Annotated in this window: 15 protein-coding genes, 1 tRNA gene and 1 pseudogene; 9 read left to right on the top strand and 8 right to left on the bottom strand. The window is 57.2% G+C overall.

Going from position 1 to position 25,130, the window contains the following annotated elements; genetic code table 11:
• Positions 1-412: 412 nt before the first annotated feature.
• The 4 genes from fdhF to PhaeoP97_RS11930 form a co-directional block, all read right to left on the bottom strand.
• Positions 413-3,187, bottom strand: coding sequence for a formate dehydrogenase subunit alpha (gene fdhF, locus PhaeoP97_RS11915; RefSeq protein ID WP_072505232.1), 2,775 nt, complete (start codon positions 3,185-3,187; stop codon positions 413-415).
• A 3-nt stretch (positions 3,188-3,190) separates the two neighbouring features.
• Positions 3,191-4,921, bottom strand: coding sequence for an NAD(P)H-dependent oxidoreductase subunit E (locus tag PhaeoP97_RS11920; protein ID WP_072505233.1), 1,731 nt, complete (start codon positions 4,919-4,921; stop codon positions 3,191-3,193).
• Between the two features lie 51 nt (positions 4,922-4,972).
• A complete protein-coding gene (locus PhaeoP97_RS11925; RefSeq protein WP_072505234.1) occupies positions 4,973-5,869 on the bottom strand; it encodes a LysR family transcriptional regulator in 897 nt (298 codons plus the stop codon).
• Between the two features lie 185 nt (positions 5,870-6,054).
• On the bottom strand, positions 6,055-6,597 hold the full coding sequence (locus PhaeoP97_RS11930) for a winged helix DNA-binding protein (protein ID WP_072505235.1): 543 nt from the start codon (positions 6,595-6,597) through the stop codon (positions 6,055-6,057).
• 1,111 nt (positions 6,598-7,708) lie between these two features.
• Here PhaeoP97_RS11930 and PhaeoP97_RS11935 point away from each other — a divergent pair.
• Positions 7,709-9,562: a methyl-accepting chemotaxis protein gene (locus PhaeoP97_RS11935; RefSeq protein ID WP_072505236.1), complete on the top strand. Its 1,854-nt coding sequence runs from the start codon at positions 7,709-7,711 to the stop codon at positions 9,560-9,562.
• Positions 9,563-10,393: 831 nt separating this feature from the next.
• Positions 10,394-11,219: pseudogene (locus tag PhaeoP97_RS11945) on the top strand (IS5 family transposase); the annotation flags it as partial.
• A 159-nt stretch (positions 11,220-11,378) separates the two neighbouring features.
• On the opposite strand, the gene PhaeoP97_RS11950 reads toward PhaeoP97_RS11945, so the two are convergent.
• Positions 11,379-11,454: transfer RNA gene (locus PhaeoP97_RS11950), tRNA-Thr, on the bottom strand.
• Between the two features lie 376 nt (positions 11,455-11,830).
• Here PhaeoP97_RS11950 and PhaeoP97_RS11955 point away from each other — a divergent pair.
• Complete coding sequence (locus tag PhaeoP97_RS11955) at positions 11,831-12,820, top strand: hypothetical protein (protein WP_072505238.1); 990 nt, start codon at positions 11,831-11,833, stop codon at positions 12,818-12,820.
• A 161-nt stretch (positions 12,821-12,981) separates the two neighbouring features.
• Complete coding sequence (locus tag PhaeoP97_RS11960; protein WP_072505239.1) at positions 12,982-14,274, top strand: O-acetylhomoserine aminocarboxypropyltransferase/cysteine synthase family protein; 1,293 nt, start codon at positions 12,982-12,984, stop codon at positions 14,272-14,274.
• 105 nt (positions 14,275-14,379) lie between these two features.
• Here PhaeoP97_RS11960 and PhaeoP97_RS11965 read toward each other — a convergent pair whose 3' ends face one another.
• A complete protein-coding gene (locus PhaeoP97_RS11965) occupies positions 14,380-15,096 on the bottom strand; it encodes an SIMPL domain-containing protein (protein ID WP_072505240.1) in 717 nt (238 codons plus the stop codon).
• 169 nt (positions 15,097-15,265) lie between these two features.
• On the opposite strand from PhaeoP97_RS11965, the gene PhaeoP97_RS11970 reads away from it, so the two are divergent.
• A complete protein-coding gene (locus tag PhaeoP97_RS11970) occupies positions 15,266-17,962 on the top strand; it encodes a hypothetical protein (protein ID WP_072505241.1) in 2,697 nt (898 codons plus the stop codon).
• Positions 17,963-18,069: 107 nt separating this feature from the next.
• On the opposite strand, the gene hppD is transcribed toward PhaeoP97_RS11970, so the two are convergent.
• Entirely contained in the window at positions 18,070-19,170 is a 1,101-nt protein-coding gene (gene hppD, locus PhaeoP97_RS11975; RefSeq protein ID WP_072505242.1) for a 4-hydroxyphenylpyruvate dioxygenase, read from the bottom strand.
• A 144-nt stretch (positions 19,171-19,314) separates the two neighbouring features.
• On the opposite strand from hppD, the gene PhaeoP97_RS11980 reads away from it, so the two are divergent.
• The 3 genes from PhaeoP97_RS11980 to PhaeoP97_RS11990 all read left to right on the top strand — a co-directional run bounded on the left by PhaeoP97_RS11980 (position 19,315) and on the right by PhaeoP97_RS11990 (position 23,170).
• A complete protein-coding gene (locus PhaeoP97_RS11980; protein WP_072505243.1) occupies positions 19,315-19,770 on the top strand; it encodes an Lrp/AsnC family transcriptional regulator in 456 nt (151 codons plus the stop codon).
• Positions 19,771-19,832: 62 nt separating this feature from the next.
• The gene (locus PhaeoP97_RS11985; protein WP_072505244.1) at positions 19,833-21,053 is read left to right on the top strand and encodes a PAS domain-containing protein; all 1,221 of its coding nucleotides are present in this window, start codon (positions 19,833-19,835) and stop codon (positions 21,051-21,053) included.
• A gap of 224 nt (positions 21,054-21,277) precedes the next feature.
• Positions 21,278-23,170 (top strand): monovalent cation:proton antiporter-2 (CPA2) family protein, encoded by a 1,893-nt coding sequence (locus PhaeoP97_RS11990; protein ID WP_072505245.1) that lies wholly within the window; start codon positions 21,278-21,280, stop codon positions 23,168-23,170.
• A gap of 80 nt (positions 23,171-23,250) precedes the next feature.
• On the opposite strand, the gene cobT is transcribed toward PhaeoP97_RS11990, so the two are convergent.
• Positions 23,251-24,267: a nicotinate-nucleotide--dimethylbenzimidazole phosphoribosyltransferase gene (gene cobT / locus PhaeoP97_RS11995; RefSeq protein ID WP_072505246.1), complete on the bottom strand. Its 1,017-nt coding sequence runs from the start codon at positions 24,265-24,267 to the stop codon at positions 23,251-23,253.
• A gap of 100 nt (positions 24,268-24,367) precedes the next feature.
• Between cobT and PhaeoP97_RS12000 the strand changes: the two genes are divergently transcribed.
• Positions 24,368-25,126: an adenosylcobinamide-GDP ribazoletransferase gene (locus PhaeoP97_RS12000; RefSeq protein WP_072505247.1), complete on the top strand. Its 759-nt coding sequence runs from the start codon at positions 24,368-24,370 to the stop codon at positions 25,124-25,126.
• Positions 25,127-25,130: the final 4 nt, after the last annotated feature.

Below are 25,130 nucleotides of genomic sequence, written 5' to 3' on the forward strand. Positions count from 1 at the left end.
AGCGAAGTTTTCGAAAACAAAAACATGAAACACAACAAATACAGATACTTACACGACAACAAAGTCAACAAAACTGACCCGTATTCCACCCAAACCCCGGACAATCCCCCCAACAACCCAACCAGAAAACCACTTACCCACAGGCAACCCTGACATATCCACAACCCAACACCCCAAATCATCACCAAACACCTCAGGAATCACACCAAAAAACCAACACACCCCACTTGCCTCACCAACAAGTCAGACCAAAAACAGAAAAGACTGGAAATGCGCCCTGCCCGACCCGCTCTTGTTTCCAACACTGCAATGGCCACGCCCGCGCCGGGCGCCAGCCCGGCGCTACGAAACAAAACGGGCGCGGAACCCCTGGTTCCGCGCCCGTTTTGTTACCTCTGTCAGCTATGCTGGTTCACTCGGCTGCGATCTGTCCTTCGATCTTTTCAACCTTCACCGCCGAGAATTTGAACTCGGGGATCTTGCCATAGGGGTCCAGCGCCGGATTGGTCAGGATATTGGCAGCAGCCTCCACATAGGCGAAGGGCACAAACACCATATCCTCGGCGATGGCCCGGTCGGCCCGCGCCATGATCTCGATCGAGCCACGGCGTGTTGACAGGCGCACCATTTCACCCGGCTCAACGCCCATCAGTTTCAGCGTGCGCGGGTTGAGCGAGCAGTTCGCCTCCGGCTCCACCGCATCCAGAACCAATGACCGGCGGGTCATCGAGCCGGTGTGCCAATGCTCCAGCTGGCGGCCCGTGGTCATGATCATCGGGTAGTCCGCATCCGGCGCCTCATCCGGCGGGATCACCGATGCCGGGGTGAAACGGGCGCGGCCCTCGGGACGCGGGAAGCCATCGCCGAACACAATCGCCTGACCGGGGTCGGTCTCATGCAGCGACGGATAGGTGATGGTCTCGGTCTCCAGACGCTCCCAGGTGATGTTGTTCAGGGACTTCATATTCAGCTTCATCTCGTTAAAGACTTCGCTGACATCCTTGTAATCCCACGGCAGACCAATGCGCCGCGCCAGCTCAACCGTCACCTTCCAGTCCTCGCGCGCCTCACCCGGAGGGGCCACAGCAGGACGCACCCGCTGTACCTGGCGGTTGGTGTTCGACACAGTGCCGTTCTTTTCATACAGCGCCGAAGCCGGCAGGATGATGTCGGCATAGTTCGCCGTTTCGGTCAGGAAGATGTCCTGCACGATCATCAGCTCCAGCTTGGCAAAGGCATCGCGCGCGTGATCGGCATTCGGATCGGACATCGCCGGGTTTTCACCTTGGATGTACATGCCCTTGATGTTGCCAGCATAGGCCTGGTCGACGATCTCCGTCACGGTCAGGCCCTTCTCATTCGAGAAGTCGCCGCCGCCCCAGACATCGGTGAAGCTCTTGCGGACATCATCCGATGTCACGGTCTGATAATCCGGCAGGAACATCGGGATCAGGCCCGCGTCGGATGCGCCCTGCACGTTGTTCTGGCCGCGCAGCGGGTGCAGGCCTGCACCCGGCTTGCCCACGTTGCCGGTCATCAGCGCCAGCGAAATCAGGCAGCGTGAATTATCCGTGCCGTGGATGTGCTGGGAGATGCCCATGCCCCAGAAGATCAGCCCTGCATTGGCATTGGCAAAGATCCGGGCAACACGGCGCAGCTGGTCTGGTTCGATGCCGCAGATCTCCGACATCTTCTCGGGTGTGAACTGCTTCAGATGCTCTTTTTCAGCTTCCCAGTTCTCGGTCCAGCGGTGGATGTACTGGCTGTCATAGAGCTCTTCCTCGACGATCACATGCATGATCGCGTTGAGCATCGACACATCCGCGCCCGGGCGGAACTGCAGCATCTCGGTCGCAAAGCGACGCATGCCGACACCGCGCGGGTCCATCACAATCAGCTTGCCGCCGCGTTTGGTGAACTGCTTGAAGTAGGTCGCAGCCACCGGGTGGTTTTCGATCGGGTTGGAGCCGATGATGATCGCCACATCCGCGTTCTCAATCTCGTTGAAGGTCGCGGTCACCGCACCGGAGCCGACGTTTTCAATCAGCGCCGCAACAGACGATGCGTGGCACAAACGGGTGCAGTGGTCGACGTTGTTGTGCTTGAAGCCCTGACGGATGAACTTCTGGAAGAGGTAGGCCTCTTCATTGGTGCATTTCGCCGAGCCGAAACCGGCAACCGATTTCGGGTCTTCGTCCCGCAAGCGCATCAGCTCCTTGCCCGCCAGATCCATCGCCTCTTCCCAGGTTGCTTCGCGGAAATGGGTCGAGAGGTTGCCCGGATCGACATTCAGGCCTTTTGCGGGCGCATCATCGCGGCGGATCAGCGGTTTGGTCAGCCGGTGCGGGTGATGGATGTAGTCAAAGCCAAAGCGCCCCTTCACACACAGGCGGCCCTCGTTGGCCGGGCCATTGATGCCCTCAACGTGCTTGACCTTGCCGTCCTTGACCTTCAGTGACACTTTGCAGCCGACACCGCAGAACGGGCAGACACTTTCGGTCTCGGAATCATAATCCTTGCTGTCACCAACCTGATTGTCGTCCATCACGGTCGCGGGCATCAGCGCCCCGGTCGGGCAGGCCTGCACGCATTCACCGCAGGCCACACAGGAGGACGCGCCCATCGGGTCAGCAATGTCAAACACCGGATAGGCATCATGGCCGCGACCAGCCATGCCGATCACGTCATTCACCTGCACTTCGCGGCAGGCCCGCACGCAAAGGTTACAGGAAATACAGGCGTCCAGATTGACCTTCATCGCCACATGGCTGTCATCCAGCAGCGGGATACGGTCCTTTTCCAACTTCGGAAAGCGCGACTCTGAAACCCCGTTCAGCTCCGCCATATCCCACAGATGGGAAGACTTATCGCGCGCCTCTTCCTGCTTCGGCTGGTCCGCAACCAAGAGTTCCATCACCATCTTGCGGGCACTTTCCGCGCGCGCGTTATTGGTGGTGACAACCATGCCTTCAGCGGGTTCCCGGATACAGGAGGCCGCCAGCGTGCGCTCGCCCTCGATCTCGACCATACAAGCCCGGCAATTGCCGTCCGGACGGTAACCCGGTTGCGGCTTGTGGCAAAGATGCGGGATCTTTAGTCCGCGGCCGTTGGCAACTTCCCAGATGGTCAGGCCTGCGTCTGCCGTGACCTGTTCGCCATCGAGTGTGAAAGTGATTTTATCGCTCATGGCTTATACCTCCTCGGGGAAGTGTTTGATGGTCAGACGGATCGGATTGGGCGCTGCCTGCCCCAGACCGCAGATCGAGGTATCAACCATCGCTGTGCTCAACTCTTCCAGCAGACCCTGATCCCACGTCTTTTCGCCCATCAGCTTCACGGCTTTTTCGCAGCCCACCCGGCAGGGGGTGCACTGTCCGCAGCTCTCATCCTCGAAAAAGCGCAGCATGTTCAGCGCGGCGTCGCGGGCCGAGTCCTTGTCGGACAGAACCACAACCGCGGCAGACCCGATGAAGGTGCCATGCGGCTGCAGCGTGTCAAAGTCGAGCGGGATGTCATGCATCGACGCAGGCAGCAGGCCCGAGGACGGGCCGCCCGGCTGATAGGCTTTGAAGGCGTGGCCATCCAGCATGCCGCCGCTGGCCTCGATAACGTCGGTGATGGTGGAGCCGGCGGGCAGCAGGTGCACGCCCGGGTTCTTCACCCGGCCCGACACTGAATAGCTGCGCAGCCCTTTGCGGCCGTTTTTCTCAACCGAGTTCAGGCATTCCGGCCCTTCGCGGTTGATCTTGCAGACCCAGTAGAGGGTTTCGACGTTATGCACGAGGGTCGGACGGCCGAAAACACCCACCTGCGCCACAAAGGGCGGACGATGGCGCGGCTCGCCGCGTTTGCCTTCGATCGACTCGATCATCGCGCTTTCTTCACCGCAGATATAGGCCCCTGCCCCACGGCGCAGGTCAATGTAGCCCGCCTCAACGATGCCCACCTCTTCCAGCGCGCTGATCTCGCGGCGCAGGATTTCCAGAACTGCCGGGTATTCGTCGCGCATATAGATAAAGGCTTTCTCGGCCTCGACCGCCCAGGCGGCAATCAACATCCCCTCAAGGAAGACATGCGGCGTGCGCTCCAGATAGTAGCGATCCTTGAAGGTGCCCGGCTCGCCTTCGTCGCCATTCACGGCAAGATAACGCGGGCCTTCATTGGCGCGCACAAAGCCCCATTTGGTGCCGGACGGAAAACCAGCGCCGCCCAGACCGCGCAGACCGGCTTCTTTGACCTTGGCCTGAACCGCTTCCCAGTCGCCATTCGCACGCAGGTCTTTCAACGTCGCATAGCCGCCGTCCGCCTCATAGGCGGCAAAGGTTTCATACGCGGGGATATGCGCGTGGGTGTCATCTGCCGCAATCGCCGCCTGCACCTTCTCGGGTGTCGCGTGGTCGATGTGGTTGTGGCCAATTTCCAGCACCGGCGCCGTGTCGCAGCGGCCCATGCAGGGCGCGCGCAGCACGCGGACCTGACTTGCATCCAAACCGTCTTCCAACGCCTTTTGCAGCGCTTCGGCCCCCGCCAGCTCGCAGGACAGCGAGTCGCAAACCCGGATGGTCAGCGCCGGTGGCGGTGTCTCGCCTTCGCGCACCACATCGAAATGGGCGTAGAAACTCGCAACCTCATAGATCTCCGCCTGCCCGGTGCGCAGCTCCTCAGCGAGGGCGCGAATATGGGCCGCGCTGAGGCAGCCGTATTTATCCTGAATGAGATGCAGGAATTCGATCAGCAAATCCCGATTGCGGGGCTGGTCACCAATCAGGTCCAGAACCTCGTTATGCGCCTGATCCTCCAGCTGTCGGCCCTTGGGGGTTTTGCGCCCCTTGCCTTTGCCAGATTTCCACACGCCCTTGCTATTGTCCAAAGGTGCCACAATGACCTCCACTTCGCGTCGCCAGTTAAGGCGGCATTCCATTGAAGAAGCCTATCGTCAAATCGGAAATTTCGAAGGTACGATAACGAACGCTTATTGCACGAAATCGTCAACCACCGCCCGCAGGGCCTGCACCGTGGTCAAAGCAGGCTGCCGGTCCAGCGTCACCATTGCAATCGGTTTGGTTGGGGCCGGGTCTGTCAGCGGCAGCACCGTTGTCCCGTCCAGCGTACCAAGCGCCTCGACAAGCGCCTGCGGCAGGATTGTTGCAACTGATCCCGCTCGCGCCATCACCATCGCCGCCATGAACCCGCTGGATTCAGAACGCACCTCAGGCCGCAGCCCCTGATCGGCAAAGATCCGATCCAGAATACGCCGGTTCTGCATTTGCGGCTCCAACAGGCTCAGCGGCAGATCCGCCGCCTCCGCCCAGGTGATGCCCTCAGCGCCCGCGGGACGCTCCGCCACCATAGCCGCTGGCGCGACCAGAACATATGTCTCTTCATAAAGCGGCTGAATGCTCACCTGATCCGAGCCCAGACTGTCCTGATAAGTCACGCCGGCATCAATAGTACCATCAAACAGCCGTTGCTGGATCGCAAGCGAGCTGAGGACCTCAATCCGGGCAAGGACGCGATGATGTTTCAAATGCAGCTGATCGACAATCTGAGCGGCATAGGCAGTGGCCGTCGGCACCACTCCAAGAACCAGCATTCCCGTTACCTCGCCCCTTGCGGCAGCAACCTCTTGCTCCAGCGCCTTGGCATCATCTAGGATCGACCGAGCCCGGCGCACGATCATCAACCCCTCCTCTGTCAGCCCTTGAAACCGGTTTCCACGGCGCACGATGGACACACCCAAGCGGTCTTCTAGATTGCGGATCCGCATGGAAAACGCAGGCTGAGACATCCCACAGTCCTGCGCGGCCTTGGCAAAATGGCGGTGACGCGCCAAAGCGCTCATCAATCTAAGATCTTTGAGTTCGATCACCGCTATTCGTCCTTGTCGCTGTAAGGGCACCGTCAAGCACCGTACACCGTGCGCATCAACATCACCATTTGGTGGACCGCAGTCCGGCATAATCCGATGTACAAGATACCCCGCAACGAACAGCCCACACGACCGGAGATGCGCATAAATAGGGTTCGTAACCGGCACCTAAGCCGATTGTTGATTTAGGTCTGTCGCTGCGCCGTCGCGGAACGCGCAATACCGTCATAGATCCCAGTCAAGATGTTCAGCACACGAGTGGCTTCGCCGACGCGTTTTTCCACACCCGGCACCTGTTCCAAAGCCTGCAACAGCAGCTTGCGGCGCTCCGCATCAAAAGCCGCAGTCACCTGCAAGCCTTCGTCGGTGGCGGAATATGTCACCCCGCCACGGCCAGATCCTGTTTTGCGGATCAAGCCAGACGACGCAAGCTTGCGCAGGGAGTATTGGATATTTGGGACATCATCGCGGTTGGTCACCCGCGCCAGCTCTTTGATGGTCTTGGGCCGGTCGTTCATGCGGATCACATTCAACAAGGTGATCTCAGGGCCAGAGGCCGACAGGCTGGACACCAGCCCAAGGCATTCAGACTGCCATCTCGCGAACCCCTCAAAGGTGCGCATCAGTGCAAACTCGAAATCGCTGAGGTCTTCTTCAACCCCAACGTGGCCGCTGTGGTCAGCCTCTCCTGCGCGGGCTGTCTCTATTGATCTAGAAAAAGTATCCAATAATCGTCTCCTTCATTCAGCGGCGAAATACGCCTCCGCTGGCGACGAAACAGGCTGTCAAGGTGTTTCGTGTGCATTCGTTCCCCATTTCGCCACCACGCCCCTTAGTAAATATCCTGTGATAGGTTTCAACCCGTCCGTGCGATGCGGCGACGGTTTCCTTGCCGCGAATTCCGCCAAGAGACTGGAGAATCAATGGAAAATAAAATTTCAATCAAATTCACCATTCTGCATCCAAAATATTAAATAGATAAAAAATCGCCTTAAAGTAGTATTGTGGCATCTTTACGCGTCAACGAACCCAATACGAAAATGTAACGAACCGAGCCTTGTTCGCACATTTCCCAACGGAGCCCACCGAGAAACCGCTGGCAAATCATAAGCTTACACTACAGAAAATCCGTGATCCCTATCACCAAATTCAGGATCAAACCTATTATCATCATTTATCCTAGCTCCTGAACGCCATTAATTTAGCGGTAAGCCCAACTGCTTATTCTCCTCCGCGAATGTGTGCAGCCACACATGTCATGAAGCGGGGGCATAGTTTGGAACGACGGATGAAGATCAGCGTGGTCATCACGCGGACACCAGCAGTGGCGGTAAAGATCATTCGCACGGCGGCTGTGCGCCTGCGAGGTGTACAAACTATTTGGGCATCCGTCATGTCATTCGCAGCGAACGCGAGCCTACCTCCGGCATTTCAGAAATCTGAGATGCATCATGATATGCTGGGTAGAATATCCAGATCGCCGCGACCGCTCGTTTTGCGGGCAAATAATGTTATTGATTTTCTCAATTGGGGCAACGCATTACCGCGTTTTCTTGAACACGGCGCCCGACACTCGTCAGCCCTGCGCCACAGTGTGTACGCCATGTCACCGCCCCCAATCGGGCATGGTTTCGATAATCTGCCAATTCTGGTTGTTGTGCCCCCCCATCGCCCCGCGCGCAGCGGGCCGATGGGGGGGGCATGGGAATATCTGGCGGGTCAAACTCTGAAGAAGTGCAGCCACATTTCCCGGTTGCCAAGTGGGGGCTGTCGGCATTGATCCGACACAAATACTGACCGCGCGCCCATCCAGCGTGACGGTGATTGAAAGGTGCTGAAATGAAATTCCGTAATCCCGCAAGCAAAGTCCTAAACCGGCTTTCAGTCTTTGCAAAATGCAGCTTGCTCATCGCCACCTCTACGTTGGTGGTGACAATGTTCCTAACTTGGGAAAACCAAAAGATCCTTGGCGAGGCCGTCGACAGCGGCGTGAGGACCTTGGCAGAAGGTGTCACCGTAACAGTTGCCGCGCGTAGTGGCGGCGCTATTCGATTTGGCGACACCGAACGATTGGAAGACGATCTGACGTCACTCATCGAGCTCTCCAACGGCCGTTCGACCCACGGGATAGCAATCAGCTCCAAGGGTAAAACAGTGGCCTCCACCGGCACCGCAAGCGAAGCAGAAATCGCCGAGCTGACACTCGTCGCGCAGAAAGCGATGGAAACCGGAAAAATGGAATACAGTGAAAACGGCTATCTGGTTGCCGCGCCGGCTTCCGCGGGTGCTGCCGGTACCGTCATTGTCGGCGCGGTGGGGATGGTCTGGTCGCCGGATGTGGCATTTGCGGAGGTCGCGCCCAATCAGCTTTTGTCGTTCCTGGCCGCCGGCGCAGCCTTTGTCGTCATGCTGGGGCTGTCTGTCTTGGCCCTGCGCTCGATGATGTCCCGGCCATTGGGCAATGTTGCGACCGCAATCAACAGGCTCGCCGATGGCAACTATGAACATGACACAGAGCACCAGTCACGTGGCGATGAAATCGGCCTGATCGCCCGCCACATCGAGGCGCTAAAATCTCAGCTATCAGTCGCCCGTGCCGTGGAAAAACAGCGACACACTGCCCAGGCTGCTCAAAAAGTCGTGGTAGAGCGTCTGAACGATGGGCTTCGGGCCCTCTCGGAGGGCGATCTATCCCAAACCATTGATGACGAATTCTCCGAAAACTACGAAAGCCTGCGCCAGAATTTTAACAATACTGTCAATAAGATGGTTGGTATTATCGACGCCGTAATCGAGAACTCCTCTCGCATTCGTGCCAGCGCCGAAGAAATAAGCCAGTCCTCAGGCGATCTATCGCAGCGCACCGAATCTCAGGCAGCAACTCTGGAAGAGACCGCCGCCGCCATGGAAGAGCTTACAGTGAGTGTGAAGTCGGCCGCCGACGGTGCGCGTGAGGTCGAAGGTATCGTATCCGAAGCCAAGGAAACCGCAGTCAGCAGCGGCAAAGTGGTGACACGGGCCGTCGACGCAATGTCAAAGATTGAACAGTCATCCGAAAAAATCTCACAGATCATTTCGGTGATTGATGACATTTCGTTCCAGACCAACCTCCTCGCCCTGAATGCCGGTGTCGAAGCTGCCCGCGCCGGCGAAGCAGGACGCGGTTTCGCGGTTGTTGCCTCGGAAGTACGCGCCCTGGCGCAGCGGTCTTCGCAGGCCGCTCAGGAAATCAAGGCCTTGATCAGCGAAAGCACCGGTCATGTGGGAGACGGCGTTGATCTTGTTGGCCGCGCCGGCGAGGAGCTGAAACAGATCATTGAACGGGTCGCCACGATTTCCGGCCATGTGAGTGGGATCGCAACAGGCGCACAGGAACAATCCACGACATTGGCTGAAATCAATACCGGGGTTACGCAGCTAGACCAGGTAACTCAGCACAATGCGGCGATGGTTGAAGAATCCACAGCAGCGAGTCAGATCTTGCGAAACGACGCCAACGAGCTGTCACGTCAGGTATCGGTCTTCAAGACCCGAAAGTCAGCTGGCAATGTCGTTCCAATGGCATCTGGCTCCCTGTCCTCTGCTGCACCGCGCCCTGTCAACGCCCCCCCCGTACCGTCGGCACATGGCGACAACGATGGTTTCCTTGAGGCCAGTCCAACACAGGCCGTCGTCGGTTGGGAAGATTTCTAACAAAGACCAGAAATCCTGATGGAAACGGCGCACTCACAGGTGTGCCGTTTCCAGGGGCGCTCAGTCAGATGATATAACTGGTCGAGCGACATTGTGGTCGCCGCCTTACACCGCGCCTAAACACCCCGTTCGCGGGGTATGACACCACGCAGGTCGCGGCCACGGCGGCTGGCGGCTTTGACTCCTGCGTGTTTCAGGGTGATGCCGATGGGCAAAGCAGGACGGCAACGTCAAAAGGCCACTAAGACAGATGCCGAGGTATTTGCGGATTTAGGGGGTTGGTTCGGAGAACAGCCTCACACGCTCAAACGCAACCAGAAGAAACTTACCGAATACCCCTGTCGCATGTTTGGCTTGGACAACAAAAAGATGCGGCCAGTCTCGCGCCGCATTGGGAAGAATGCCGTCAGCGCATCGTCGTCCAAGAAACATGTCTCGTCCGCAATGATCGTGTCTGCGGTCATGACGCGCGCTTGATCGGTTGCCGGGACAACGATGATCCGCCAGCCATGCGATGGGTGTGCCTCAAGCTCTGTTTGCGTCTGCCGCACGATGGGCGGGCAGAATGGATCAGTGTTTTTGAATTCCAGAATGCGCCGGAACAACTCAGTTGATTATCTCAGGCTGGGCGCGGTCAGAATCACTGTCTTGCCGACAGAGAAATCTGTCATACCCAAGGCCAAGTTCGCGACCAACCTGACCGTCCACGTGTCCCTCGCGGAATCGAAAGAGCGGGTCACGCTGCGCCGTATCCTGAATGAGGTCGTCGAAGAAGTCCCGGAGGCGATCACGTCGAACGCCCAGACGGTCGCGCTGCTCGTGTGCCGTCAAACGGGCAAGCGTGGCCGACAACTGAGTTTCAGCGACGCGGCGATCCAGACCTGTCTGACTATGAAGGTGTTGTTTGGCCTGCCGTTGCGGCAAACGACGGGGTTTGTACAAAGCCTGCTGAAGCTAGTCGGCTTGGACTGGACGGTGCCTGGCTTCAGTACCCTGTGCCGCCGTCAACGAACGCTGAACGTGAGCATCCCCCATCGTGGCGGTGCGGGTCCGCTGAACCTTCTAATCGACAGCACTGGTATCAAGGCCGAAAGTGAAGGCGAATGGAATGCCCGCACGCACGGCGGTGCGAAACGGCGGATCTGGCGCCAGGTACATACCGGGGTCGACGAGGAAACGCTTGAGGTCCGGGCGGTCGAGATCACTGGAAGTCGAGATCACGGGCAGCAACATTGGTGACGCGCCCGTATTGCCAGAACTGCGGGACCAGATCCCGCCTGATCAGGAGATCGGCAGGGTCATCGCCGACGGCGCCTATGACACCCGAAAGTGCCACGACGCAATTGCTGCTCGAAACGCCGCCGCCGTCATCCCGCCCCGCAAAAACGCCAAGCCATGGAAGCCGACGAGCCCGGGCGCCGTCGCACGCAACGAAGCTCTGCGGGCCTCAAAGTACTTAGGCCGCGCTATCTGGCGACGATGGAGCGATCATCACTGCCGGAGCCGTGTCGAGTCCAAGATGAACTGCATCAAGCTGCTTGATCAGTCATTGATGGCTCGAGACTTCGATCGCCAGGTCGCGGAGCTGCAAGTCCGTATCGCCGTGCTGAACGGCTACACCGCGCTTGGCATACCCGCCACAGTGGCCGCAGGTTAAATCCGTCCGGGGAAAGGGGAAGTCCGGACCTCAGCCGATTTGTGCAACAAGGCCAATGCGGACCATCAATGTATTCGAATGGCAATGTGGACCAAGGACCATTTCAACATGGTCCACAATCCGTATTTTCACAGGGATATCAATACGCTGGAAAGTAGATGGTGCCCCCACACGGACTCGAACCGCGGACCTACTGATTACAAATCAGTTGCTCTACCAGCTGAGCTATAGGGGCCTTGCGCAGCGGAATAACGATTCACGCATAGGGGTGCAAGACGAAAAATGCAGGTAGGCACGAAGTTTTGTATCGCGCATTGTGCTGATCCCTGCGCCAAGCAGATCGGAAGATCCACGCCAACAGGTCAGACGCCCCTTGGGTCGACCCCGGCCAGGCTAAAAAATCTTTCAAACATCTGTTTTTTATAGCTTTTCTTGACAAAACCACGTCAGGCGATGAAACGAGCCAAGAGGCCGACGTCACCAGGCGGGTCAAAGCTATTCTGGCGACGGCGACCGAGATATGTCATCAAGAAGCTCACACACATTTCGAGACCGGGCGTAGTGACGATGATCACCCCCGCCCCTACTTGCCACAGATCGAAAGCCGCTGCATGGCCAACACCCCATTCAACATCATGATTGTCGGACAGGCCGGTAGGCTACAATTTGAGGCGGTATTGTTTGCGGCGTCTCTGCGCCACTACGCGCCCAGTTTCACCGGACGCTTGTATGTCGCGGAACCTCAGCCTGGGGCCAATTGGGAGAAAGACCCAAGCATTCACAACAAGGCGGTCCTTGAGACGCTGCGGGACCTGAAGGCAGAGATCTTGCCGTTTCAGTCACACGCCTTTGGTCAGAGCTATCCCTATGGCAATAAAATCGAGGCACTGCTGGCCATGCCGGCGGGGGAACCCTTTGTTTTTTTCGATACCGATACACTGATCACCGGTCCGATCGACCAGGTTCCGTTTGATTTTGCGCGCCCTTCCGCGTCGCTGCGTCGCGAAGGGACATGGCCTAAACCGACATTATACGGCCCTGACATGACGGAAATCTGGCGCGCATTATATGATCGGTTCGGTTTGAATTTCGACAGCAGTCTCGACCTCAATCAGCCGAAAAACTACTGGCAGCGATACCTCTATTTCAATGCAGGGTATTTTTACGGGACGTGCCCGCATGTCTTTGGCACGCGATTTCTGAGCTACGCCACGTCGATCCGCGACGATCTCCCTCGCGCATTGGTCGGGCAATCGTTGGATCCCTGGCTCGACCAGATTGCCCTCCCGCTGGTTGTTCACAGTCTGGGCGGCGGGCGCAATACCCTGCCTCACGGATATCTGGATGGGGTTACAAGCTGCCATTACCGCAATTTCCCATTGCTCTATGCCCGCGAGAGTGACGCAGTCGTTACAGCGCTAGAAACAGTTGCCCGCCCCAACAAGATCAAAAAGGTGCTAAAGCTCTATGAGCCTATGAAGCGCATGATCTATCAGGGTCGCGGTGCCAAGGTACGTGCGATGTTTGATCGCAATAATCTGCCCCGCAAAGAGCAGGCGCTACGCAATCGCATCAAATCTGCTGGGTACTGGCTGCGGTAATCTGCCGTGATAGCTGAGACCATGCTTTGGTCCTTCGCAGGCCTGATCGTCGAGATTCACCGCAGCCATAGCTCCGGTGCCAAATTGCGCCTTGCCTTACGTCGCGCAGCAGAGTGTTCTACCCGGCAACAACAATTCGACTACCAAGAGGAGCATCTCCAATGTCTGAAGCGGCAAACTACGGGTTCGACACACTTCAAATCCACGCGGGCGCTAGGCCCGATCCGGCAACTGGCGCACGACAAACGCCAATTTATCAAACCACGGCGTATGTGTTCCGAGATGCCGATCACGCCGCCGCCCTGTTCAACCTGCAAGAGGTTGGATTTATCTATTCGCGTCTGACCAATCCAACGGTTGCAGTTCTGCAGGAACGCATTGCGACGCTTGAGGGCGGTGTAGGCGCTGTCTGCTGCTCGTCCGGTCACGCGGCACAGATCATGGCGCTGTTCCCGCTAATGGAACCCGGCCGAAATGTCGTCGCATCAACCCGGCTCTATGGTGGCACAGTCACCCAATTCAGCCAGACCATCAAACGCTTTGGCTGGTCAGCGAAATTTGTAGATTTTGACGACCCCGAAGCGGTCGCAGCCGCCATTGACGACGATACGCGCGCAGTATTCGGGGAATCCGTTGCGAACCCCGGTGGCTACGTAACCGATATCCGCTCGATTGCTGATGTGACCGATGCTGCCGGTATCCCGCTGATCATCGACAACACCTCGGCCACACCATATCTCTGCAATCCAATTGCGCATGGCGCGACATTGGTTGTGCATTCCACCACAAAATACCTGACCGGAAATGGCACTGTGACAGGTGGCGTGATCGTGGATTCAGGCCAGTTCGACTGGTCCGCAAATGACAAATTCCCGTCGCTGTCGCAGCCCGAGCCCGCCTATCACGGACTGAAGTTTCACGAGACCTTTGGTGGGCTGGCATTCACCTTCCACGGCATCGCCATTGGCCTGCGCGATCTAGGGATGACCATGAACCCGCAGGCAGCGCATTATACGCTGATGGGGATTGAGACGCTCAGCCTACGCATGGAGCGTCACTGCGAGAACGCAAAAACCGTCGCGGCTTGGCTCGAGCAGGATCCGCGTGTTGACTATGTGACCTATGCAGGCCTGCCCTCCTCACCTTATCATCAGCGCGCTGAGAAACATTATCCCAAAGGCACCGGTGGGCTGTTCACCTTTGCAGTGAAGGGTGGCTACGATGCCTGCGTCAAACTGGTGAATTCACTGGAAATCTTCAGCCATGTGGCCAACCTTGGTGACACCCGGTCTCTGATCATCCATTCGGCCTCGACGACACACCGTCAGCTAACGCCGGAACAGCAAGAGGCCGCAGGCGCGGGTGCGAACGTTGTTCGTATATCAATTGGTATCGAGAACGCAGATGATCTGATCGCCGACCTGGATCAGGGTCTGGCGAAGACCGTTGATTAAACGCCTCAACCGTTGAAATATAAAAAAGGCCGGGAAGAACCCGGCCTTTTATCCAAGCCGAATGTCGGCCACGCCCCCTAAAGGCGGGCTTCGACGGTTTGAGGTTCAATCGCCTTCAGACGGCGCGATTTCGTAGACTACCGACACGCTATGACCAAAAGTCAGCTCGCCTGCCTCAATCGGCATAGGCGCACTTCGGGCCATTTCCATCGCCATCATCGGCTGGCCACCACCTGCGTCACGATCATGGATCGAGCGTACGGGTCCCAAGGTCACCCCAGCCGCTTCGGCCAGCTGGGTCGCTTTTCGCAACGCATCCTTTACCGCCGCCCCTCGGATCTGATCCTGTACCTGGGCCGGATCGGCCACGCCAAAGCTAAGCCCACGGAAATCATTTGCGCCAACTTTCAGGACTTGGTCCAACACCTCGCCCAGCCGTTCCAGATCATGGATCCGCAGAGCAAGCGTATTGGAGGCCGAAAAGCCGGTAATCTTGCGTCTGCCGTTCTCATAACTGCGATCCTGTGACCACACAGGATTGAGCGAAATCTGCCGTGTCTGCATATCTTCTGCTGCAATGCCAGCAGCGCGCAATTCGTCCACCACGGCCACCATCTTGGTCGACACCGCTGACATCGCCAATGCGGCCTCGTTCGCCTCTTCGGTAACACCAAGTGTGATTGTCGCAAGTGTTGGGGTCACCGCGATCTGCGCCTCACCGGTTACTGAAATCTGACGGTCCATACGAATTTCATCTGCATAGCTCAGCCCCGTTGTCAGTATAACGGTAAGCACTGACGCAAAAATATGTCTGGCTCTCATGAAACTGCTCCTTTTTCTGAGGTCTTACATGGGGATGGCAAAGGACCGCTTGCAAGGGGGAATTAGTGTCTTTTCCTTTCCCTCGCGATCGGTCTGCCCTATGGTCTGCGACAAGATCGCCTCGCCCCGCGTGGTATAGGCACAATTGAGTTGAAGGCGTGTTGGCATCATGAAACCGGGGTTTGCACTCTCATTTTCCTCCCACGGCGTCAGCCTATTGCAGCGTGCCGCCGGGGGATGGCGCCAGATTGGCACCGTATCGCTGGATGTCGAGGATCTTGGCGCCGCCTTGGCGGATCTGCGCCAATTGGGCGAAACCTATGCGAACGGCCCCATCGCCTGCAAACTGATCATTCCCAATGACCAGATCCGTTACCTGAGCCTAGATACTGGCACGAGTGATGCCGCAGGCCGTCGCGCTGCTGCTGAACGAGGCCTCGACGGCGCCACCCCCTACCGGGTCGACGAGCTGTCCTTTGACCTGAGCGAAGACGGCGCGCAGACCCATGTCGCAGCTGTCGCTCATGAAACGCTGCAAGAGGCTGAAGACTTTGCATTACTGCATGGGTTTCTTCCTGTCAGCTTTGTAGCCACACCTGGAAATATGGATTTTCTTGGCGAGCCGTTCTTTGGATCGTCACAGACCCTGCTGCAATCCGGAGAAACGCCGGTAGAACCCGATGGGGTTGCCGTGGTAGATATCGGACCCGCAGATCCACCTGCAGAGATCGAAGAGCCCGCAGACGTCGGCGACATTGCTCCCCCTGACGCGACAAGTGACACACCCAAACTCAGCGTCGAAGCCGTCACCATCAGCACAACGGATGGCGGTCAAGCAGACGAACCCAAAGACAGCTTATTGGATTTGGCGGACGATCAGGAGGATCCTACGCACGCGCAGGTCGCAGCTGACGACACTCTTGCTGACGTCAGCGCCGATCCAGACGGATATGCCCAGCCGCGCGCCGCTGCCTCATCGCTACAAAAGGATGAGCAAAAGACTGCCTCCGCATTAACGACATCAACGCCTACCGGATTTTCCACCCGGCGGCGTAAAGAAGGTCCAGCCCCACTTGTGGCACCCGTAAGTGCCCAAGCAGATCCAAAACCGATCGTCACGGCCACGGCATCTGTGGCAATCTCCTCCAACACCTCCGAAGACGGCAAACATACCGTTACCGCTGCCCCAGCGCCGGATGGCAAGCCGACAGCTTCTGACAGTCGACGTGTGGTCCCCCACGCGGCTCTGGGTGCAATTTCACTCTCCGATACTGCGCCCGCCATAGGTGCTAACGCAGCCAAAGCTCGGCCCCCTAAACTATCTGCGAAGTCACTTGGCGCGCCAAAGGGAATGATCCCTCCTGCGCCGAAACACTCTGGAGCAACTCCAGTTCTACCGCGTGACGGACTGGAAGAAATTTCCCTGCCCGACACGCCCTCTGACAAGAAATCCCTGCATGAGGCAGGCAAGGCTGCCCTACTGGCTGGAGTCGCGAAACAAAACGTTGGCGGCAAACCGCGTTTTCTAGGTCTCGCATTGATGGCGGGTCTGCTCATTTTTATGGCGATTGTTGCGGCTTGGGCGATACTTGCCGGGCAGCAGACGCGCAACGCCGTCAGTGAGGATGCGACGGCCCCCGTGGGCGCAGAGGTCATAATCGAACCGGGCGAGATTGCCCCTCAGGTCAGTGCTATTCCTGATCAGCCCGATGACGGCACGCTGCTTCCGCCAGAAACCGTCGAGGACGCCCTGTCAAGCACGGACACCGCAGTGCTGGATGCGCTGCGCATTGACGAAGGAATAAGCCCTGCGACGGGGCAACCTCTCAGCGAGGACCTCGATGCTGCGGAACTGGTACCCGAAATTGACCCTGAAACAGACGTTGGCCAACAGCAAGCGGAGCAGGACACCCCGCTGACCCGCGCGGCGCAATATGCTGCCACAGGCATATGGCAGCATGCCCCTGATACTCCTGCCACGCCAAGTGCGGACAGTCTGGACACACTTTATGTGGCATCAATAGATCCGACCGATATCTCCGAAGATGCAATCGCATTGCCAGCGCAGGACAGGTTTGCGACTGATCTTGAATTGGGGGCTGTCAGCACGCCAACAGCCGCTGGACAACAGTTTCAGCTCGACGCGCGGGGATTGGTTGAGGCCACGCCCGAAGGGACACTGAACCCTGATGGGATCATGGTGTTCCTAGGTCGCCCGGAAAAGGTTCCACCGCCTACGCCAGCCCGTCCAGACCCCCAGGTTGCCGCCGCAGCCGAGGAAGACGCCCGCCAGGCCATCCTGTCCGAATTGCGTCCGAAGCGACGACCGGAGAACTTGGTAGAGCAGAACGAGCGCGCCCAGCTTGGCGGATTGAGCCGGGCAGAACTGGGTGCCTTGCGTCCACGACCACGCCCAGCAGGCTTGAAGCCTCCAGAGGAAAACAGCCTTCCGGCAACTGCACAGGCCATTGCACAATCGGTTATACCACGGGCACGCCCGGCCAATTTCGCCAATCTGGTGGATCGTGCGCAACGCAATCGGCAGCGCAACGCAGAACCAAGCATCGCCGAGGCCGTTGCCAGCGCCGCACCACCACGCAGCGTAACACCGCGCATACCATCCAGCGCCTCGGTTGCCCGGCAAGCCACTGTCGACAATGCCATAAACCTGCGGCGCGTCAATCTAATCGGTGTCTATGGCACACCGTCAAACCGCCGCGCGCTGATCCTGATGCCAAATGGGCGCTACAAAAAGGTAAAGGTCGGTGACAGGATTGATGGCGGTCGTGTGGTTGCAATCGGTGACAGCCAATTGCAATATCAAAAGGGCAATCGCAACCTCACTCTCAAAATTCCCAGCGGATAAAATTACCCGGCACATTTGGCGGTCGTCTCGACAATTCCAGCTTAACGGAAAAAAACCGGGCCCATCACAGGTCCGGTTTCTTGTTCTTCAAATGTTGTGACTGGAGTTTATTCAGCGGCCTCAATTTCACCATTGGCGATCTGTTCACGCTCGATAGACTCAAACAGCGCCTTGAAGTTACCTTCGCCAAAGCCGTCGTCGCCTTTACGCTGGATGAACTCAAAGAAAATTGGTCCGATCACGGTTTTGGAGAAAATCTGCAAGAGAATTTTGGTCTCGCCGCCATCAACAACGCCTTCACCATCAATCAGGATGCCATGCTTCTGCATCCGGTCCAAAGGCTCATCATGGCCAACAACGCGATTGTGGCTCATCTCATAATAGCTGGCAGGCGGGGCGGGCATGAATTTGATGCCCCGTTCCGAAATCTCATCCGTGGCACCATATATATCTTCTGAGCCAACTGCGATGTGCTGGATGCCCTCGCCGTTATACTTCTTGAGATAGGATACGATCTGTCCTGTCTCGCCACGATCCTCGTTGATTGGAATGCGGATCCGCCCACAAGGCGAAGTCAATGCGCGGCTTAGCAAACCTGTGAACTTGCCCTCAATGTCAAAGAAACGGATTTCCTTGAAATTGAAGAGATCGCCGTAGAAACGGAACCATTTGTCCATGTTGCCCTTGAACACATTGTGGGTCAGGTGATCGAGATAGTAAAAGCCCACGCCGCGCGGTTTTGACTGCTTGAGCCACTCGAACTCAGTATTGTAGGGCGATGTGTCAAAATATTGGTCGATGAAGTACAGAATCGACCCCCCAATCCCCTTGATCGCAGGCACATCCATGGTTTTGTCATCGGCGTCATAGGGTTCGGCCCCTTTTGAAACAGCATGTTCAAATGCCTTCTGAGCATCTACCACACGCCAGCCCATAGATGGCGCGCAAGGTCCGTGATCGGCCACGAATTTCTCGGCAAAGCTGCCTTTTTCGGCGTTCAGGATATAGGTGATATCTCCCTGCTGCCAAAGCTCGATCCCGGGCTTGGTCTTATGACGCGCCACCAGTTCATACCCCATTCTGGTGAACAGATCGCGAAGTTCCTGCGGTTCTGGATGGGCGAATTCGACGAATTCAAACCCATCAGTGCCAGCGGGGTTCTCGGCGCTGATAACGGACTTCGGGGCATTGTGCGGAAACGGACCCATGTGGCTTTCTCCTGATAGGGAACAGTGTGGCTGCATGTAGAATACCGCATCTGAAATGCTTGTTTCGCGCATAGTTGGGCGTATACCCTCGCCTAGATGCGTGACATTCGCGCAATTGTGAGCATTACCATGAAAGCCCCGCACATGCTTGATATCGTTGACCAGAAATTGCTCTCCGCACTCCAGAAAGATGCGCATTTGACCGCACAGCAGCTTGGCGAGATTCTCAACCTCTCGGCCAGTCAGGCGGGGCGGCGCAGGCAACGTTTGGAGGCCGAAGGGTATATTCGCAGTTACGAAGCACGCCTCGATCCTGACAAGTTGGGGTTGAGTGTTCAGGGATTTGTGCAGGTGCATCTGGAAAGTCACGGACCTGAGCAATCTGAGCGATTCGCCCGCCTCGTACGCACACGCCCTGAGATCACCTCGGCTTGGACAATGACTGGTGAAGCCGACTATTTACTTAGGGTTTTCTGTGCCGATCTCCCTGCTTTAAACAGGCTTTTGCATGAAATTCTGCTGCCTCATCCGACTGTGTCGCGTGTTCAAAGTCAGATTGTGATGGCACAATTAAAAAGCGATGGGCCACTCCCGACTTAAGGTTCCGTGAACACTCGTGCGTTATACAAACTGGGCACAGATTAAGAGAGTGGATAGAAACCGTGTCCTTTGTAGATCGTCGTATTGAAAGCCGCCCCTCCCGCGGCGAGGCTCCTTTTGCGCTGAATGAAGTGTTCTTCTCGCGCACCGACAGTCGCGGTGTGATTATGGCCGGCAACTATGTGTTCCGCCGGGTTTCCAACTATGACTGGGCGGAACTGCTTGGCGCGCCACATCGCACCATTCGTCATCCAGATATGCCCAAGGGCGTTTTCCAATTGTTCTGGGACACCATCAAAAGCGGCCAAACCATGGGCGCCTACGTAAAGAACAAGTCAAAGGACGGGTTGTACTATTGGGTCTATGCTGTCGTTATTCCCTGCGGTGAGGGCTATCTGTCCGCCCGTATAAAACCTAGCAGCAAGATGTTCGATGATGTGCGTGCGCTCTATGCCAAACTGCTCACCGCAGAACAGGACGAGGGACTAACACCTGCCGAAAGCGCCGAACGGTTAAAGCGCTGGATCACCGAGCATGGCTATGACAATTATCGCCAATTCGCCACTAAAGCGATGAGCGAAGAGTTGATCGCGCGGGATGTCGGACTGGAAAACGAACCCGATCAGATGATCGTCGATCTGTGTAAGATGCTAGGCAACGCCAAGACGCTGGTGGGCGAGACCGAAGGTCTGATCAAAGACTTTGACGCCATGCACACCATTCCACACAATCTGCGGGTCATTGCCTCCAGGATCGAGCCTTCGGGCGGTCCGGTCACAGTGTTGTCGCAGAACTACGGCGCGATGTCTCGCGAGATGTCCGATTGGTTTGCCGCACACGTCATGGGAAAGGATAGCAACTTTGCGGTGATCGAAACCGCTGTCGACGACTCACTCTTTGTCGAGTGTATGGTTCGCGTCTTGAAGGAATGCGATATCCAGCTGCAAAAAGAACGCCGCAGTCTTGGCGAAGTTGACATGCAAGGTGAACGCGATGTGCTGGCACAGTTGGTGGCAGAACAGCTCGAACGCGCAGGTAAGGGGCTAGACCAGGTGGAGCGAGAAGCCTCGCGTATCATGCACGCCTGCCAAGTGATGCATCGGCATTTCCTCGGCCTCAGCTCGACCCGCGTTCTGTGTAAGATCGAAAGCGCACGTCTACCAGAATCCGGCGAAACACTGTCCGACATCATTGATCAGTTGGGCGTCTTTCAGGAACGCATTTCGCAACGTCTGGAGCGAATTGCTAAACTCAGCAACGAGATTCGCTCTCTCGAACACTAAGTGTCCAAGTTAAACACCCGAAGGGAGGCGTGTCCTCTCTTCGCTCACGCATGACGTCTGTGTTTGGATTTTCCAGCCGACCTGAAATCATGGGTCTTTGTGAGTCGCAGACGTAATCCTGAGGACGTCACATCCGAAGTCCACTAGGCGACATCTGAACGTCCTTGGCTCCTTCAGCATGTTACTCGTTGCCAACCCGCGCGCCGCTTGCGATACCAAAACATATGGACGCATTTCTTTATCAAGCAACGATCTACCTTGCCGCAGCAGTGATCGCAGTGCCTATAGCCGCACGTTTGGGTCTTGGATCCGTTCTGGGTTATCTCGCAGCTGGAATCATCATTGGACCCGTTTTGGGATTGGTCGGAAGTGAAGCCGAAGATCTCAGGCACTTTGCCGAATTCGGCGTGGTTATGATGCTGTTTTTGATCGGGCTGGAATTGGAACCACGCGCGCTCTGGGCGATGCGCCACAAGTTGCTGGGTCTTGGCGGATTACAAATTCTTGTCAGCACATTGGCCTTGATGGGCGCGGCGATGCTGGCTGGTGAGACCTGGCAAGTGGGTCTGGCTGTTGGCCTTGCACTCTCACTCTCGTCAACAGCAATCGTGTTGCAGACCCTTTCAGAAAAAGGGTTGATGCGGACCGGTGGCGGACGGGCAACCTTCTCGGTCCTACTTACACAGGACATCGCTGTCATTCCTATCTTGGCTCTCTTGCCCCTGCTGGCCGTTCAGCATGGCGCTCAGATCATTGGTGATGGCTCAATCGTGCGCACCGCAGAAGAGGCCCACGCGACCACCAGCCATGCGACCCTGTCGCTCGTCGAAGGGTTGCCGGGCTGGGCGGTCACGCTGGTCACCCTTGCGGCCATCGCCTCCATCGTATTGGCCGGCGTCTACTTGGCACGACCAGTGTTCCGTTTCATCCATGCCTCGAATCTGCGCGAGATGTATACGGCCCTTGCCTTGATGATCGTCGTTGGTATTTCATTCCTGATGACACTGGTCGGCCTGTCACCGGCCCTTGGTGCCTTTCTGGCCGGCGTGGTGCTGGCAAACAGCGAATTCCGGCACGAGCTGGAAAGCGACCTCAATCCCTTCAAAGGGTTGCTGCTGGGGTTGTTTTTCATCACCGTCGGCGCAGGCATCAACTACCGTCTTTTCCTAGCTGAACCCGGTGATCTGATCGGCCTCGCCCTTCTTGTTATTCTGGCCAAAGGGACAGTTCTTTACTTCGTGGGCAAGGCATTTGGCCTCAAGAAACGCGACCACTGGCTGTTCACGCTGGGCCTGGCCCAAGCTGGTGAGTTTGGCTTTGTGCTGCTGGCTTTTTCGCGCCAGCTGAATGTCGTGCCGCCTGAGCTGTCAGAAAAGCTGCTGCTGGTGATCGCCCTGTCGATGCTGATCACCCCACTTCTGTTCATACTCTATGATCTCCTATCGAAATACGCAAAAGACAGTCCCAAAGAGCATGTCGCCGACGAGATTGACGAAGAGGGGCCGGTGATTATTGCAGGCATTGGCCGCTTTGGGCAGATCGTCAATCGTCTGGTGCGGGCAAGCGGCTTCAACACCGTGGTTCTCGACAGCAATATGGCGTCGGTGCAGTTGATGCGGCGTTTCGGAGTAAAGAGCTTTCTTGGCGACCCCACCCGACCAGAGCTTCTTAAGGCCGCCGGAATCGCCAAGGCCAAAGTGCTTGTCGTCGCGCTCGATGATCGCGAGGCCGCGCTAAGACTGGTGGCCCATGCGCGCAGGAACCATCCCGACCTGCACATCATTGCCCGTGCCTTTGACCGCAACCATGTGTTCGAACTTTACAAGGCTGGCGCAAATGACATCGTCCGCGAAATGTTCGACAGCTCACTTCGGGCTGGACGGTATGTATTGGAGCAGATCGGCCTCAGCGAATACGAAGCGGCCCAGGCCGAACAGACCTTTTACGCACATGACCGTCACACCGTTCGCGAATTGGCCAGCCTTTGGATACCTGGGACCCCTGCCAGCGAAAACCCGGCGTATATCGCACGTGCCCGCGAACTGGAGAAGGATCTGGAAACTGCGCTTCTAGATTTAGCCGAGGCCAAGAAAGCTTCTGACCAGAAATCAGCCTAGCGCCATCTATGGCCGACAGGAAAATTGGCTGGTAGGCCTCAAACACGCCAGACCGTCTCTCACCGCCTGTTTCCGCAGCTCTAGCTACCGGTAACGCCTGCCTCTTCAAAGGTTGCCATCCCACTGTGGCAGGCAATAGCAGCACGCAATATCTGGATCGCCAATGCGGCACCAGAGCCTTCGCCCAAGCGCAGGTCCAGCGACAAGAAGGGCGGCTTGCCAAGATGTGTCAGCAAGGCAGCATGGGCGCTCTCAGCGCTTTGGTGCCCTGCCACGACATGATCCAGTGCGGAGGGATGTGTCCGCATCAGACAGGCCGCTGCAGCACAGCAGATGAACCCGTCCAAAATGACCGGAATGCGCATCATGCGTGCTGCGGTCATTGCCCCCGCCATCGCCGCGATCTCGCGCCCGCCAAGTCGGCGCAATGCCTCAAGACCGTCGGTGATCACAGATCCATGCAACGCAATGCCTTCGGCAACAACGCGTGTCTTGTTGGCAAGACCAGTATCATCAACCCCGGTACCCCGCCCAGTCCAGTCGCCAGCCTCACCACCAAATAGCGCACAGGCAAGTGCAGCTGCGGGCGTTGTGTTACCGATGCCCATTTCACCGACAACCAATAGGTCTGATGATGGATCTACGGATTTCCAGCCAGTTTGCAACGCGCTCAGCAGCTCTGCATTGCTCATCGCCGCTTCCTGGGTAAAGTCCTTGGTTGGGTGTTCGAAATCAAGGCTGTGAACGTCCAGCCGGGCGCCAGCCAGCTTAGACAGCTGATTGATCGCCGCACCGCCATGTTTGAAATTGGCGACCATCTGCGCCGTCACTTCACTGGGAAAAGCAGAGACCCCCTGCTGGACGATCCCATGGTTGCCGGCAAAGACGATCACCTGTGGCGCGCGGATAACCGGGCGATCGCTTCCCCGCCAACTGCTGTACCAAATCGCTAGATCTTCTAACCGCCCGAGGGAGCCCGGCGGTTTGGTCAATTGGCTATTGCGCTGCGCGGCGGCAGTTTCAGCCTGCTCGTCCACACCCGGTGCCTGCGCCATCTGCGCGCGGAAGTGATCAAGTGAGAAGAGCGGTGACAGCATTGCAAAGCCTCATTGCATCGAAGGGGTCGTCGCAGGTAAAGCGGATCATCCGTATGTACCGGTTCATCTTGACACCGCAAGCCCTCCGAGAGGTCCACAAATGCGAAAAAACGACATATCTGGTGTAGATTTCTTGCTTGTGTTGATCTTACTGACACGATTGCCACTTCCACGACTGGATACACGACAATTCGCGCGGCATGCGCACGCGGTTTGGGCCTTTCCAATTGCCGGTTTGGCTGTTGCGGTCCCGGCTTGCCTCATTGCGCAGGTCTCTTTGTGGACTGGTTTGGAATCACTGACAACAGCCGGGCTTGCAATTGGTGTGCAGATTCTGCTGACCGGCGCGATGCATGAAGACGGGCTTGCAGATACGGCAGATGGTTTTTGGGGCGGGTTCGACCGCGCCCGGCGGCTCGACATCATGAAGGATAGCCATATCGGCACCTATGGCGTGCTTGCGCTGATCGTTACGGTCGGTCTGCGCTGGGTGACCTATGCCAGTATCATAACAACTGCAGGACCTTGGGCTCTGGTGCCACTTGCGATGCTAAGTCGCGCCATGATGCCTGTCATCATGACCGTCTTGCCCAATGCACGTGGAAGCGGCCTGTCACAATCTGTCGGTCGCCCGACACCTCGCAACTGCGCGCTTGGCTTGGGGCTTGCGGCAGCAGGTGCTGTGTTGATCTTAGGTTGGGTATCGTTTGGTGTGATACTGGCAATGGCAGGTGCTACGGTTTCGCTCGCCGTGGCGGCGCGGGTCAAGATTGGTGGGCAAACAGGCGACGTCCTGGGAGCGACACAGCAGCTTAGCGAACTGGCCGGACTGCTGATGGTTGCTGCACTGATTGCGTGACTAT

It is taken from the genome of Phaeobacter porticola (genome assembly GCF_001888185.1).
Taxonomy (GTDB): domain Bacteria; phylum Pseudomonadota; class Alphaproteobacteria; order Rhodobacterales; family Rhodobacteraceae; genus Phaeobacter; species Phaeobacter porticola.